General features: G+C 51.0%; 13 protein-coding genes. 2 read left to right on the top strand and 11 right to left on the bottom strand.

Annotation, left to right across the window (positions count from 1 at the left end; translation table 11 throughout):
* Nucleotides 1-46: 46 nt before the first annotated feature.
* The gene (locus HW115_RS10130) at nucleotides 47-634 is read right to left on the bottom strand and encodes a PEP-CTERM sorting domain-containing protein (protein WP_178932518.1); all 588 of its coding nucleotides are present in this window, start codon (nucleotides 632-634) and stop codon (nucleotides 47-49) included.
* Nucleotides 635-964: 330 nt separating this feature from the next.
* Here HW115_RS10130 and HW115_RS10125 point away from each other — a divergent pair, with 330 nt between their 5' ends.
* A complete protein-coding gene (locus HW115_RS10125; RefSeq protein ID WP_178932516.1) occupies nucleotides 965-2365 on the top strand; it encodes a DEAD/DEAH box helicase in 1401 nt (466 codons plus the stop codon).
* Nucleotides 2366-2408: 43 nt separating this feature from the next.
* Here HW115_RS10125 and HW115_RS10120 read toward each other — a convergent pair whose 3' ends face one another.
* The 4 genes from HW115_RS10120 to HW115_RS10105 form a co-directional block, all read right to left on the bottom strand.
* Nucleotides 2409-3329, bottom strand: a complete 921-nt coding sequence (locus HW115_RS10120) for an endonuclease/exonuclease/phosphatase family protein (protein WP_178932515.1) — start codon at nucleotides 3327-3329, stop codon at nucleotides 2409-2411.
* Between the two features lie 79 nt (nucleotides 3330-3408).
* Nucleotides 3409-3981, bottom strand: coding sequence for a hypothetical protein (locus tag HW115_RS10115; protein WP_178932514.1), 573 nt, complete (start codon nucleotides 3979-3981; stop codon nucleotides 3409-3411).
* A gap of 95 nt (nucleotides 3982-4076) precedes the next feature.
* Entirely contained in the window at nucleotides 4077-4550 is a 474-nt protein-coding gene (locus HW115_RS10110) for a hypothetical protein (protein ID WP_178932513.1), read from the bottom strand.
* A 54-nt stretch (nucleotides 4551-4604) separates the two neighbouring features.
* Entirely contained in the window at nucleotides 4605-5303 is a 699-nt protein-coding gene (locus HW115_RS10105) for a hypothetical protein (RefSeq protein ID WP_178932512.1), read from the bottom strand.
* A 170-nt stretch (nucleotides 5304-5473) separates the two neighbouring features.
* Between HW115_RS10105 and HW115_RS10100 the strand changes: the two genes are divergently transcribed.
* On the top strand, nucleotides 5474-7117 hold the full coding sequence (locus HW115_RS10100; RefSeq protein WP_178932511.1) for a peptide chain release factor 3: 1644 nt from the start codon (nucleotides 5474-5476) through the stop codon (nucleotides 7115-7117).
* Nucleotides 7118-7259: 142 nt separating this feature from the next.
* Here the strand turns inward: HW115_RS10100 and HW115_RS10095 are convergent, their stop codons facing one another.
* From HW115_RS10095 to HW115_RS10070, 6 genes are all read right to left on the bottom strand, one after another.
* On the bottom strand, nucleotides 7260-7940 hold the full coding sequence (locus HW115_RS10095) for a 3-keto-disaccharide hydrolase (RefSeq protein WP_178932510.1): 681 nt from the start codon (nucleotides 7938-7940) through the stop codon (nucleotides 7260-7262).
* 179 nt (nucleotides 7941-8119) lie between these two features.
* Entirely contained in the window at nucleotides 8120-8638 is a 519-nt protein-coding gene (locus tag HW115_RS10090) for a DUF3365 domain-containing protein (protein ID WP_178932509.1), read from the bottom strand.
* 119 nt (nucleotides 8639-8757) lie between these two features.
* Nucleotides 8758-9786: a hypothetical protein gene (locus HW115_RS10085; protein ID WP_178932508.1), complete on the bottom strand. Its 1029-nt coding sequence runs from the start codon at nucleotides 9784-9786 to the stop codon at nucleotides 8758-8760.
* Between the two features lie 27 nt (nucleotides 9787-9813).
* The gene (locus HW115_RS10080; protein ID WP_178932506.1) at nucleotides 9814-10746 is read right to left on the bottom strand and encodes a hypothetical protein; all 933 of its coding nucleotides are present in this window, start codon (nucleotides 10744-10746) and stop codon (nucleotides 9814-9816) included.
* A 55-nt stretch (nucleotides 10747-10801) separates the two neighbouring features.
* Entirely contained in the window at nucleotides 10802-12496 is a 1695-nt protein-coding gene (locus HW115_RS10075; RefSeq protein ID WP_178932505.1) for a potassium channel family protein, read from the bottom strand.
* A gap of 195 nt (nucleotides 12497-12691) precedes the next feature.
* On the bottom strand, nucleotides 12692-14344 hold the full coding sequence (locus HW115_RS10070; protein WP_227021405.1) for a DUF2130 domain-containing protein: 1653 nt from the start codon (nucleotides 14342-14344) through the stop codon (nucleotides 12692-12694).
* Between the last annotated feature and the right edge of the window lie 19 nt (nucleotides 14345-14363).

Here is a 14363-nt window from a genome sequence, read left to right as displayed (position 1 = left end):
AAGTGCGCCCTTTACAGAACAGAGGGCGTGATATGGCACTGCGAGCTCAGTGCTGACGGCGCCGCCTGCCGATGATTGCCAGTATGCCGCCCGCTAGGAAGAGGCAACTTGATGGTTCGGGCACAGATATAACGGAAATTGAAATCGGAGAGAAGCCACTCCCCTCACTTAAGGTGAAATCATCATCGGAATCTGAGGCCAAGCTCTGAATACTATTTTTAAACGTACTGTTCATCCCAGCATAGCTGATGCGGATGCCATTGCCGGTGAGGGTAGTTTCAGCTCCTGAGGTAGCAATAGCTGATATAGATACGGTGCCTTGTAACGTTCCTGTATCCGGATTTCGATCCGCTCCAGTTTGAAAAAGAAAAGAAGTGAACGTGCTGCCAACATCAAGGCCATTGATTAGGTTAACAGAGTCTCCGCTACCTTCTGGCTGTGGATCATTGACGTTCGATCGATTCCAATCTGTATAAGAGCCTAAAATATTCGAACGTGCAGAGCCTGTGTCAGAGCCTGTCAAAAAGAGCTCTTCGGTAGTGAGATCAATATTGAGCACGAGTGCCGCTCGAGCATTGAGGGAAGTTGTCAACATCACTGCGAGAGAAATCGCGGGCAGTAGAAAATATTTCATGGAAGATTCTGTATCTGGCGCGGAGCTAATAGCAAGCACTGTCACTAATCAGCATAACTTTTTTATAATCCATCGATATTGTAGCTTATTATGCCATGGGTGGATGCTTGGCTTGATCATGTTGACAAGCAAGAACTGATTATTCGCTTGCGTTTATTCGTTCCTGCATTAAATGCCACTCCCCATCGGGGCAGCGCCACATCGGTCGGCGCTTGTCAGTCTTCTCTTTCGCCAGTTCTTGGTTATTAGTCGCAACTGGCGCAAATACGGATTCATCAGGACCGCAACCTCTGTCATTTTGAGACGAGGGCGAATGAATCTTTTGATCATATGAGTTTTAAAACATTTAATTTGTCGCAGGCTTTGCAAAAGGCACTTACGACCCAAGGATACACAAGTCCTACGCCCATTCAGGAACAAGCGATTCCCGCCATTTTGGCTGGTCGTGATGTGATAGGAGGGGCGCAGACCGGAACCGGTAAAACCGCAGCCTTTGCTCTGCCAGTGCTGCAGTTGTTGGCAGATAGGAATCGACGAACGCCGCAACCGAAAGCGTTGGTGTTGGCTCCGACACGTGAGCTGGCGGCCCAAGTGCACGATAGTTTCAAGACCTATGGTAAACATTTACCCTTACGCTCGGCCTGTATTTTCGGTGGGGTAGGCATCAACCCTCAAACCAATATTTTGCGCCGTGGGGTGGATATTTTGGTGGCGTGCCCCGGACGGTTGCTTGACCACGCCAATCAGGGTACGGTTGATTTATCAAAGGTGGAGGTTTTGGTTTTGGATGAAGCGGACCGTATGTTGGATATGGGTTTTATTCATGACATCCGTAGGGTGTTGAAGCTATTACCGGAAAACCGGCAGAACTTGCTTTTTTCAGCCACCTATTCTCCAGAAATCAAACAGCTATCGAAAAGTGTGTTGCGTAACCCGCAGATGATCGAGCTCGCTTCCGAAAATACGGCAGCCCACACGGTTACCCAGGTGGTTTATAAAACCGCAAAGGATCAAAAGCGGCACCTGTTGGCGCATTTGATCAAAGAGGGGCAATGGGAGCAGGTCCTTGTCTTCACCCGGACAAAGCACGGAGCCAATCGCTTGGCAGGGCAGTTGGACAAAGTGGGGATCCGTGGTGCCGCTATTCATGGCAATAAAAGCCAGGGAGCCCGGACACGGGCCTTGTCAGATTTTAAAAACAGAAAAGTCCAGGTGCTGGTTGCAACCGACATCGCGGCCAGAGGGCTCGATATCGACCAGTTACCGCACGTGGTCAATTTTGAGCTGCCGAAAGTGGCCGAGGATTACATTCATCGTATTGGCCGGACTGGTCGGGCAGGGGCAAGTGGAGAAGCGGTATCGCTCGTCTGTGTGGATGAGAAGAAAGAGTTTATGGCCATTGAGCGTCTGCTGAAAACCAACATCGCACAGCAAAAAGTTCAGGGGTTCACCTCGGAATGGGAGAGTCAAACGCTCAGCCCGACCCCGACCCGCGGACGCGGTGCCAACCGCGGCCGGCAAGGTAACCGTCAAGCAAGCAGCAATCAGAATGGTCGCAGCGGTAAGGGTGGGAGCAGTGTTAGTAAGGGCAGCAACAGCAAGGGTAACAAAAGCGATAGCAGCAGCTCTGGAAAAAGGGCTGAGAGCTCCCATGGTCAAGGGGCTAAACGTAACAGCAATGGCGCTCGCCGCTGGTCACGCAGGAGGCGCTATTCGAAACCCACCAGCTGATTGCCCGACGTGGATACCGCGTTATCCCACTGATCCAATGGGATTAGTCGGTAGAAAAATCTGTGATCACCGGATAGTGGTCTGAGATTTGGTTGACGACGCCATCGGTGATGATGCGGCAGCTCTGCACCTTGCTGTAAAGGTTTCCACTTGCCAGGATGAAATCGATGCGCTCACCGCTCGTGACGGCCGATTGTTTATCGGTCAATATGCCAGTAGGAAAGGAAAGTCTGGATTCCGCTTTTTCAGGAAGGTGCCCCTTAGCCGTGTCCGTGAGACCGGAGCTAAGGAAAGTGTTGAGCACTGCGTAATCAAACGCACCATCCTTTAAATTTTGCATATGAGCATGCTGGGCATCGTCTTGTTTTTTCTTTTCCAGAGTTTGGGTATTGTCAGCGGGTTCGAGCCACGGTTGGTCCTCGGGTGAATAGGCGTTGAAATCGCCCAGGACGATGATACGTTCACCCTGTTTCAACAAGGGGGTGATTTTTTTTGTTAGGATGTTGGCTTCACGCTGGCGGACTTCCCATTTGAATGGGGAAAGGTGTACCACAAAATAGTGAACGCCATGGGTCTTCGCGTGAAGAAAGCCATGGTGCATTCCCTTCTGACCTTTTTCAATGACCTTGATAGGCCAACGTGAAGTGAGGCCCACGGAAAAACCACTGGTTTTCAGTAAGCTGCTATGGTTGTGCCCCCAGCTGGCAGCAAGTTGTTCGAGCTTCTCCGGTTTGATGTTGGTAAGCTCTTGCAGAGCAACTACGTCGGGTGTCTGAGAATGGATCCATTTTCCACCGGCTTCGATTGCTTTCCCTTTTGCGAAAACATACCAAGTGTTATAGCTCATCACCCTCAATGTTTCAGGGTGAGGATCGGGTTCGGCGGCCCGCAAGTTGATTGTTAGGATAAGCGTCAGTGATGCGCAGAGGATTTTCAGACATGAGTGGAAGGCTGGGTTCATCATACATTTGAGTGGCTAGATTGTCGGAATGATGGTGTTCGTTTGCCCTGGAGTTTACGTCGAGGAGTGGAATCGGCTTACATCATCCTGCAGATTCTGGTGTTGGGTAGCGTTCTGGCATGAGTAGGGGGCGAAGTTTCATCGGTGTGAGATCCCGGTGCTGGAGTTCCCATGGATAGCGGTCTTGAATGATGGGGCCCCACCAGAGCCGTCCTCCCTTGCGCCAGGGGTCTAGGATGATTCCCTGCTCGAAGGCTTGGTTACGTGCGGTTACCGCGATGCCATTGTGCTCGAATGGTGTGCCACGTTTGCTGGTTGCAAGGTGGAGTTCCAGGGTTTTTGATTTCAGCTGAAAGAGGTGAGGGAATAAATCGTTGCGCCAGTGATAGCAAAGACCTCGTTTGCGTAGTCCCCGGTTGACGAGCCAATTGTTAAACCATGCTGGGCCGAGTGGTTTGTAACTCTCGGCCAGTTTGGCCGACTCCTCCACCGCGACGCTTGCCATCTTGTCAGCTTCGACCGCACTGACAGCCGGAGAAAGCTGCTGAAGGTCATGGCTTAGCTTGCGAGCTTGCTGTTGACGTTCGGCGGAAGTATCGGGGCCGGCACAGGATGAGATCAGAAGCGCAAGCATTCCGGCGCTCAGATGGGACATGCAAGGGATTCTCATAAGAACGGACAACGGGATAGAGGTAAACTGGGAGGGTCATGATCCCAGTCTCCATTGGAGGCTGAGACCTGGGCATGGGTTTATTTTGCCAGCTTGGCGAGGATGCCGAGAAGTTTTTTTGCGGCGTCGGAGCTGGAACAGCAGATCAGGACGGAGTTTTGGTAACCGATGGATTCAGGGGATTTGACTTCCTCTTCATCCGGGTTTGAATCCCAGTAGTGAACGAGAACCTGTTTGTTGGGTTTGAGCGGAATCGACAGGTAGGTGGAGCCCCGGCGTCCGCCGCCGGTGATGTCTTCAATGTCCGCCTTTTTCAGGTCGAGATCTTTGGGCGATATTGTCAAAATGCTTCTGCCGTAACGTGCCATACGTTCCATTTTTACGTAGAGCATGTTTGTTTTTTTATAGTATGCCAATTCGTAGTCGTAGTCGAAGAGTTCTGGGGTGAGAAGAACTTTGTCTTCCTTGTCTTCGGCATGGATTTGCATGTTGCAAGCAAGGGTGAAGACCGAGGCCAGGGTGAGTATACGGATGAGCAATGGAGCTGGGTACATAGGTTTGGGATGTGAGTGGGTTGTTGGGCGGTGGTGGAGTTGAATGGGTGCAGCTTAGTCGCCGCTGGCTGCGATGCCATCGAGATCACTGTTTGTGGAGGCGTCTTTGATCCAGCCGGTGAGGCCGAAGGGTGTTTGGACGAGAATATGAGGGCTGTTTGGGCGCGCCACCAGCGCTGTGACCTTGGCGCCTATACCCAGTTTTGCGATGACTTTGGTGCAGGCTTCGTCTCCGTAGAGTTGAACGGGTTTGAGGGTTTTGGTCTTGAGATTGATGGCGTAAAACGGTTGTTGCTGTTCTTCGAAGCCGTCTTCGGTTCGGACGATTTTACCTTTTTCCACGGGGAGATAACTGTTCATGGTTCGCTCGAAATAGAGATGGCCATTACCCGGAATATGTAAGGTGGTCGCGGTAAACGAAGAAGATTGCTTGGGGTTTTTGACCGGCGAAATCACAAAGGTGGGGTCATCACTTTGACCATTGTTGAAGTCTAGAAAATACCAGTCATCACTGCTCGCTGTCAGGCGGAACTTAAGAATTCTCCAGTGGTCGTTGGTGACGGTGTTGATCAGTCTGGAGCAGCTGGGGGAGTAGTAAATGGCATCCACCATGAAGCGGTTTTGCATTGTCTCGTCGATTTTCAGCTCTTTGATACCGAAGGAGTTACCGGCAAAACTGCATGGGGCGATGAGGCAGGTCGTCAGAGAGCACGTGAGAATGGCGCGTTTGAGGGATTGATGAAAGCGATGCATAAAGGAGGACAGTAACGGTGAAAGCCAGACAGGAAAGGTAAAAAGTGACATGACGGCCAGCTTTTGTATCAGCCTATGTAGCGGGTAACAGCGCGCGGCTGAAAATTTACCAAATCGCCTGGGTTGCTGAGTTGCCAATTGCGCTGCTTTGCGTTACCCCCCTTTCACCTTTGAGCACTTCAACGATCACCAACCCGGTTTCCGCCGCCGCTGCACACGAAATTTCTCGGCGCCGGACCTTTGCCATCATCTCCCACCCGGATGCGGGGAAAACGACCCTCACCGAGAAGCTTTTGCTCTACGGGGGGGCCATTGGCCTGGCCGGGAGTGTCACGTCTAAAAAAGAACAACAATCGACCTCCAGCGACTGGATGGCGATGGAGAAGGAGCGGGGGATTTCGGTTTCCTCGACAGTGCTGCAATTTGAATACAACGATTGCTGTGTCAATCTGCTCGACACTCCGGGTCACCATGATTTTTCTGAAGACACCTACCGGGTGCTTTCGGCGGTGGATGCCGCGGTGATGGTGATCGACGCCGGTAAGGGGATCGAGGCGCAGACCTTGAAGCTGTTTGACGTTTGCCGTCGGCGTGGCGTCCCCATTTTTGTGTTCGTCAATAAAATGGATCGTCCCTCACGTCCACCGCTGGAATTGCTCGACGAGTTGGAAAAGGTGCTCAAATTGGCCCCGGCACCGGTCAACTGGCCGCTTGGTGACGGAGAGCGCTTCCGTGGCGTGTATGATCGCGAAAAAGCCGAGGTGAACCTGTTTGAACGAACCACGGGTGGAACGTTTAAGGCGCCTCTTGAAGTTGCCGGGATCGAGGATGACAAAGTCCGCGAGGCCTTGAGTGATGACCTTTATGAGACAGTGACCCAGGAAGTGGAATTGCTCGATGGCCTGACCGAGCCCTTGGAGATTGATCGGGTTCTGGCCGGTGAACAGATGCCGATTTATTTTGGGAGCGCGATGAACAACTTCGGGGTGCAGAACATGCTGGAGAGCTTTCTGCAAATGGCACCACCACCTGCCGGGCGCGTCAGTGATGGCAAGATGGTAGAGCCGAATACAGATAGTTTCTCAGGATTTGTTTTCAAAATTCAGGCCAACATGAACCCGCGGCACCGCGACCGGGCGGTCTTTATTCGGATTGTTTCCGGTGTGTTCGAGCGGGATATGCAGGTGGTCGACCAGCGCAGCGGTAAAAAAGTCAGACTCGCCAATGCCCAAAAGTTGTTTGGTCAGGACCGAGAGACCTTGGATACCGCCTACGCTGGTGACATCCTTGCCTTGGTGGGTAATTATAATTTCCTCATCGGTGACACTCTGACGAGCGCCCCCAAGGTGGTTTATAAAGAGATGCCCCGTTTCACTCCGGAGTGTTTCACCTACATCGTCAACAAGGATACAGCCAATATCAAACGTTACCGATCAGGGATGGAGCAGTTGATGAAAGAAGGTGTGGCCCAGGCATACCACGTGCATGGAAGTCTTCAGGCTGTTCCGATGTTAGGAGCTGTGGGACCTCTCCAGTTTGAGGTGTTGCAAGCTCGCCTGATCGCAGAGTATGGGGTCGAAACCCGGCTGGAACATTCGCCATGGTCGGTTGTTCAGTGGTTTGATGAACACGAGCCTGATCCCTTGAGACGTGATCGCAATGCCCCCAAGGTTCATCTACCGACCGGATCGGCCATCGCTCGTGACCAGGACGGGCAGTGGGTCGTGTTACTTTCGTCCAAATATATGCTGGGCGTTTTGCACGACCGGAATGATCACCTGACATTCCGGGACCACGCATATGGGGAGGAGTAGCTTTATCGGTCGGAGGATTGGCCGTAAGTGAAGCAGAGCGAAGACTCGAAAGGAACGATGATGGTTACTCGTCGGGATAAGGGCAAGCGGCTGCGGTATCGCTCCCGTCTTCGCCCCGTTGCCGAGTTGAGGACTCCGGGGATTATTGAGGGGTGACTTTGAAATTCCGGAAGTGGATTTCACCACCTTCCGATTGCAGGCCGATGGGCCCGGATAGAACATCCAGTCCGCTTGCTTGGTTGACGGCTTCTCCGTTGACCACAACGTTGATCTTACCTCCCGAAAGCGTGATCTCATAATGATTCCACTCTCCGGGTGCTTTTTCTGCAGCTTTGATTTTTGCGATGCCTTTGAAGTCTCCGAGATCCTTGTGATCTTTGATTTCCCGAAAGCGGCTGGGCTCACCTTCCATACTGGCTCCGAAAAATGCCCAGAGGTCGCCGGCGCTGCCACTCTTGAGCTGGGCCTCGACACACTTCGGCATGAAGGTCGCGGGTTCTCCAGCGATCCGCAGGAGCACACCGCTGTTGCCGGGTGCGGTTCCGGGTGCCCAACGCCAGTCCAACTCCAGTTTGAAATCCTGATAGGACTCTTTGGTTACCAAATAGCCCAAGGGTTCTCCTTTGCAGATGATCACACCATCTTTTTCGCTCCAGACATCTTCTTTTTTGACGTCCTCATCCACGAGAACATAGGACCATGCATCGAGCAGGTTCTCAGAAGCTGTTGCATCCGTTGGCTGATTGGACGATTCTGTCTTTTTCGAGCATGCAGCAAAAAGGCAACATGTGGCAATGGCGAAGCAGAGAGTGGTGGTTTTCATGGTGATGTCGTTGGCTAAGTAGGTAGATAGGAGCGAGGGAGTCACCCTAAATCAGGAGGCGCTGCTGACAAGAAGGAAAAACAAACCGGGCAGAGCGGATAGCGGCATGATTCATGTCTGGAGAAGCGCTATATGTGGCAGTGATTGGTTGTTGCATACTGCCAGATGTGCTTTTGGTTTCACTCAGAAAACTGATAAACAATCGCTCCCAATAAGGCTCCTTTTTCACCCCCATGGCATGTGACACATGTCTCATGAATGGCGCGGACAGGCCACATAAATGAATGGACTTCTGAGCCTTTTTCCCGGTATCCCGCATAGCCTTCCTTTTTTGATAACAAGCTTGCGAGAGCCTTTTTTTCGGTATCGTTGAGTTTTCTCGTTTGGTCGTCTAAATCTTCACGGGTAGGGAATGCTGATATTTTTATTTTTTCTTTGTCCTTACAATCGACAAAAAGCACGCCTGATAGATCGGCCTCAGCGGATGTAAAGACTTTCTGCACCTCTTGAACCTGCATCAGGTGGTGTGAATGAGAGCTAAGGTTCGCTTTATCAAATCCCTGCCCACCGAAAAAATCATACAGCACTTGGTAATGGTATGAGCGAAACGACGCTTCACTTATCCCTACATCTTCGACCTTCGGCTTGGACGAACAAGCACATAAAACCATGACGGTGAATAAGACGACACATTTCATAACCCTGCGCCCGGGGCATACCACACCCTTGCAGCCGACAAAAGCCAAACAAGCTCGGCACACAAGCTTGGCACACAAGCCCCTGATTTCAATTGGATGACTCCAAAGTATGCCTTTGTTTACGGAAACTTCTGAACGGAGACGGCGAATGTGCCGCTTGGCATAGGAACGAACTGCATGTCGAGTAGTTCGGAAAGGGCCCGAACCTGGCGGCGCTTGATGAGATCCATGGTGTCAGAAATGGCGACGCAGAAAAAACGACGAGAATAGGACGAGTTGTAAAATGACCACACCTCTACGCCAACCGCAGACCATGCCTTTTCTTTGATTAGTTTTCCACGCATCTCCTTGGCCAAATGTAGAGCCTCTTCTTTTTCGTTGATGAGACCAGTTGTGAGGTAAAGAGGCTCCCTAGTCCATAAGGCATGTAGATTATCGGCCAGTGGGGGAACCATGCAAAAGATGCGGGTCTGGACCTTTTGCTCAGAACGTGCCGTGACGGTCAGATAGGTGCAGTTATTGTCGTCAGCGACCTGGTCAACCGTCCGCGACCCTATCAATGACTTGGCTTTTGTATCACCCATATCGAGTCCACCCATGTGAGTTCTCATCGCTTTACCATTCACCATGACTTGCCCCTTGAACGATATGAACAAACTCTCATCGGAGTGACGCAGTTGTGCTGCATGTTCGGCTGGCCATGGCTTTAAACTGCGGCATGGGTAGCGAAGAAGAAGCTTGGAGATGGTGGTTGTGCGCTCCTGTGTATGGACGTTTCTTTTCTCTGTGGTTTGTGTTTCAGAAGTAGGCTGTTTATGGTTTTTCTGATTATGGCTGGTGTCCAGTAAAAGAACGGACCGAGATAGTTTGCTGCCATAGACACCTTGTTGGATCTGTTCCTCGTATGGCTGTTTCGTCGAGTAGTTGTAAAGTAGGGTCGGCACTTTTGTGTATTCATCGAGCCAGGTGCGGCTGCGGATTTTTTCACCAGCGGGTGACAACATGGTTTCTGTTCGCAGAAGTGCGTAGGATGTTGAGTTGGAGCCGAAGAATTGCTCCTCGATGATCGTTTGCTGTCCGAGTCCCTCTGATTGAAGCAGCCCAAAGAGAAACAAGGAGCTCAGTAGGGTGATGACTAATGGTTTCATGGTTTTCTAAAGGGCAGGCATGCTGTGTTATGGGGCTGCATCAACAATCAGGGAGCGAAAATGGTCACTGGTGATGGGAACCAAAGTAACTTCAGGGACGGTTTTCATCCTTCCTCGATCATTCTTACCAATGAAGGATTTCGAATGGGTGAGGATGACAACATAATCGAGTTTTGCATCCTTCTCCCGGAAGACAGACCAGACACTCGATTCGGAGCGACGATTTTTTTTGTCCTTATCGAGTTTTCGTTTGAAGTCCCATGCCTCCTCGGCTGATTGAAATGTGCCCGCTGAGAGATGAATGGGTTCAAGGTTTTGGAGAGCTCTGACATTACGAGTGACGCTGGGAGAAACGCAAATCACACGTTCCTGCCTACCTTCTTGCACCATGGTCGAAATGGTGAGAAAGATTGCATTCGAGTCTTCTGCAACCGACACCAAACTGAAGTTTTGCTCGCTGTGTGATTCACGGAAACGTTGCTTGAGCACGGTGTTTGCATCAAAGAGGGACTGGGATCTGTAGGCGATGTGTCCGGTTTTGTGGTCGATATGTAGCTCTTTGATTTGATCTTGAGACCATGCTTTTAGCCCCATGGGTGAGTAGCGGCTTATTAAATCCGATAAGGTGGGTGTCGGTGTATCGGGTTGCGTAGAAGTGGTTTTGACCGTGCCATCATCCATGTCGACCGAGTCTGTCTGATTTAACAGAAAAGTGGTTTTCACTTTGCTTCCCGAAGCGTCATCCTTTGAGTATTCATCTAACCATATATTCCGGTCGTCGGTATAATAGTTTCCCAGGTTGTCGATTTCTTCGCGAATGATCGCGTATCCATCAGCATGTGTACCGAGCATTTTTTCATGGACCCTGACACTGCGGTCCGGGGTGGCATAGCTGCTGTGTGTTGCAAGAAGGACAAATGCTGTAATGGCGAAGTAGAGGGCCGTGGTTTTCATTGTCATGATTTTCGCTGAGTTGGCGGCTGCGGTCCTTTCAAGATGGTTCGAAGCTCTTTGTTTAGATCTCGGGCTCATAGATTTCGAAGAACTTCTCTTCAGCCGCTAGTGACCCAATCATAATGAGGCTCTTCCCTTCGTGAAGCACCGTGTCGGGGTCGGGGTTGATCCTGCGTTTTCCGTCCTGATCCGTGGCGATAATCGAGCAGCCGGTTTTGGAGCGCACCTGGGATTTGGCCAGGGTCGTGCCTTCCAAGACTTTTGGGGTTTTGGCAGTAAAGATGCTGACTCCTTCGGCGAGCAGCAGGGTTTCGCTGCCACGGAGGTAGTTCAGGATGGTGTTGGCACTCATGGTGGAATAGGACAGCACGACATTGGCCCCGGCCCGGTGAAGGCGGGCTACGTTTTCCTCCTGGGTGCAGCGACTGATAATTTGGAGACTTTTACGCAAGCGGCGATAGAAGATGGTTAGGAAGATATTGGTGTCGTCGTCGTGTGTCGTGATGATCACCGTGGACGCCTCGTGCAGGCCGGCTTTGACCAACAGGTCGAACTCGGAGCCATCACCGACGAGGGTTCGGTCGTGAAACTTCACCCGCTTAGCCAGCCTTTCGATCATCTTCCATTCCACTTCTTGTTCGTCCAGTGCAAGAGCCGTGGCGCGCCCCACCCGGCCGCCTCCGACAATGACAACGCTGCTCTTTTTGTTGCTTTGATGGCCAAAGGCCGTGTTGTATTTTTCGATCTGGTCGTGGGTGCCGCCGAGGATGAAAATAGACGAATCGCATATCTGGGTGTCGGGAGCCACAGGCAAGAGTTTTCCATGATTCCAGAAGCCGACCAGCGTGACTCCGGTGATCGGCTTGATCTTGCTCTCGGCGATGGTTTTCCCTACCAGTTCCGTGCCGGCGGCTGCAGCCTCGGCGATGACGAGTTTGTCCATCACCCCGATCACGTGGGCTTTGGAATCGCCGCCCACCACGCGGCGGGACAGTGCTTGCCCCATCATTTCTTCCAGATTCAGGATGTGGGTGACCCCGGATAGTTCGAGAGCATCCACGGCTGCGCTTGACCTCGCCGAGGCGATGATGGGGATGTTTTCCGAGATTTCGCGGACGGAAAACGTCACGTTGGTGTTGATGATGTCTGATCGGGTGGTGACGACCATGGCCGCCTGCTCGATCCGGAGCTTTTGATAGGTTTCGGGGTCGCTGTATTCCCCCAGAACCACGGGCACATTGTTTTCATGAAGATCCAGGGCTTCTGTCAGGGTTGGGACGAGTACAACGTACGGGTGGTGGTGTTTTTTCAACATCTTTACCAACAGCTTGGTGATCGGGCCGTGCAGGGTCAGAATAACATGCCGTTTCATTGTGGCTGGCAACTCACGCGGGGCGTGGGTCGCCTGTTGGGCCCGCATCCAGGGAGCGTAAAAGAACTCGATAAAGGTAAAGGGAAGCAAGACCAGCAGAAAGACGACACCGGTGACCAGGACCACGATGGAAAAGAGCCGGCCCAGGTCGGATGAAAAGGTGATGTCACCAAATCCAAGCGTCGACATCACCGTCAGTGTCCAATAAAAGCCGGTGACCCAGCTGTGGTGCTGGCCCTCCCGCTCCATCAGCTCGTGAAAGATCACACTGAAAACCGTGACGATGATCAAAAAGACGAAGAGCAAACGGAATAAGGCCATCAGATTTTGACGGCTGGTCCGGTTTTCCAAAAAGGTAGTGAGAACAGTGGTGAGGGCTTTCACGATTGACGAGCATACTAGACGGCTGGTCTGCAAAAGCCAATCGCGTTTCTCGATAAAAGCCCAAGACTTCTACCCGATTGTTTGGTAGTCATCGCGGGCTTTTTGGTTTGTCGGGAGAAAGGAAGATCTCACGCAAAGCTCCCAACCGATGAATCGGCTGCTCTCGTGGCGGTTCTGCGCCTTTGTGTAACGGTTCTACTCAGCGACTTCGCTTTGCTTTTGTGTTTTGGCGTGCGCAAATTTTTCCTTCATTGTGGGGTTCTTGCGCACCAGCTTTTTCACCGTTACGTCCTGGGCCTTGTCGTTTGCGAGGCGGAGGTTGTTCTCCGATTTCAGAAGAGCATCTCTCGTTTTCTGTAAGTGATTGATGGATTTATCGATTTCAGAAACGGCAGTTTGGAATTGTCTTGAGGCGAGCTCGTAGTTTCTTCCAAATTTGGCCTTAAAATCTTCTAAATCAGACTCGAAGTTCGTCACGTCGATATTCTGGGCTTTTACCAGCGCGAGTTCATTTTTGTAGCTCAAAGAATTCATCGCTGCATTTCTGAGCAAAGTAATCATCGGGATGAAGAATTGCGGCCTGATGACATACATCTTCTTATAGCGGTGGGAGACATCAACGATACCTGTGTTATAGAGTTCGTTTTCGGGCTCGAGCAGCGAGACCAGTATGGCGTATTCACAGCTTTTTTCATTCCGGTCTTTGTCGAGCTCTTTGAAGAAGTCCTCATTTTTCTTCTTGGTCGCAGTGGTGTCACTTTCGTTCTTCATCTCGAACATGATGGAAACGATTTCGGTTCCAGCTTCGTCAATGTCCTTGAAGATGAAGTCTCCCTTACTGCCCGTGCTGGCGTCGTTGTCCTTCTCAAAATACGCCCGTGGAAAGGCCGTTGCACGGATACGATTGAACTCCGTTTCACAATGTTGCTCAAGGGTTTCTCCCACCATCTTGGTGGAGAGCTTCGCCTTAAAGTCTTTCAGGCGTTCAATCTCCTCATCGCGGTCTTTCAAACGAATTTCATACTTATCCGTTAGAGCCTTCTCGGCGACCTGCTTTTCGAGAGCAGCTTGGTCTAAGTTGTGTTTGAGCGTGTCACGTTCTTTTTCAACCACGCTCATAGCTTCGCTTATGGCCAGCTTCTGGCGAACCTCCTTGGCTTCGAGTTGACCTTTCAACTCCTGGATTTCCTTTTCCTTGAGAGCGGTTGACTCCTGCAATGCCTTTTGCTTTTCAATTTCAGCCAATTTCGAGGCATTCTCGCCATCAACTTTCAATTGATTTAATTGATTCGCGAGATCGCTTTTCTCTTTTTCTAAAGAATTGACGGCTTCTGTAACGGCCAATTGTTGAGCTGTTATTCCAGCATCCAGCCGAGCTTTCAGATTTTGGATGATGGCCTTTTGTTCCTGAATCTCAGTCTGCAAAGAGTTACTTACTTTTTGCTCCGTTAGCTCGATAGCATTTGCCTTTTCTTTCTCAGCCTGTTGTGTGGCATTTTTAGTTTCCTGCTTTGCTTGCTCTAGTTGGTTAAGTAGGTCATCCCGCTCTTTTTCGACTGTGGTAACTGCATGATTGACCGCCAGCTTTTGCTCGGTTTTCCTTGCTTCTAACTGAGCATGTAACTCATTGATGGTTGCTTCCTTTTTTTGAGTCTCACCTTGTAGTTCGCGGCTGAGCTTCTCCTTTGCGAGTGCCACAGCGTTGAGTTTATCCTTTTCAGCCAGCTCCAACCTTTTGTGAAGCTGTGCGTCGAATTCTTTATCACGGACTTGTTTGAGAATGTCAGCATATCCAGTCTCATCTATCTTGAACGCTTTTCCACAGTGAGGGCATGAAATTTCGGTCATATGGTTATGTGATAAAGTT

The organism is Oceaniferula marina (assembly GCF_013391475.1).
GTDB lineage: Bacteria > Verrucomicrobiota > Verrucomicrobiia > Verrucomicrobiales > Akkermansiaceae > Oceaniferula > Oceaniferula marina.
Note: the sequence above shows the minus strand (reverse complement) of the source record. Positions and strands in the feature narration are given on the sequence as shown.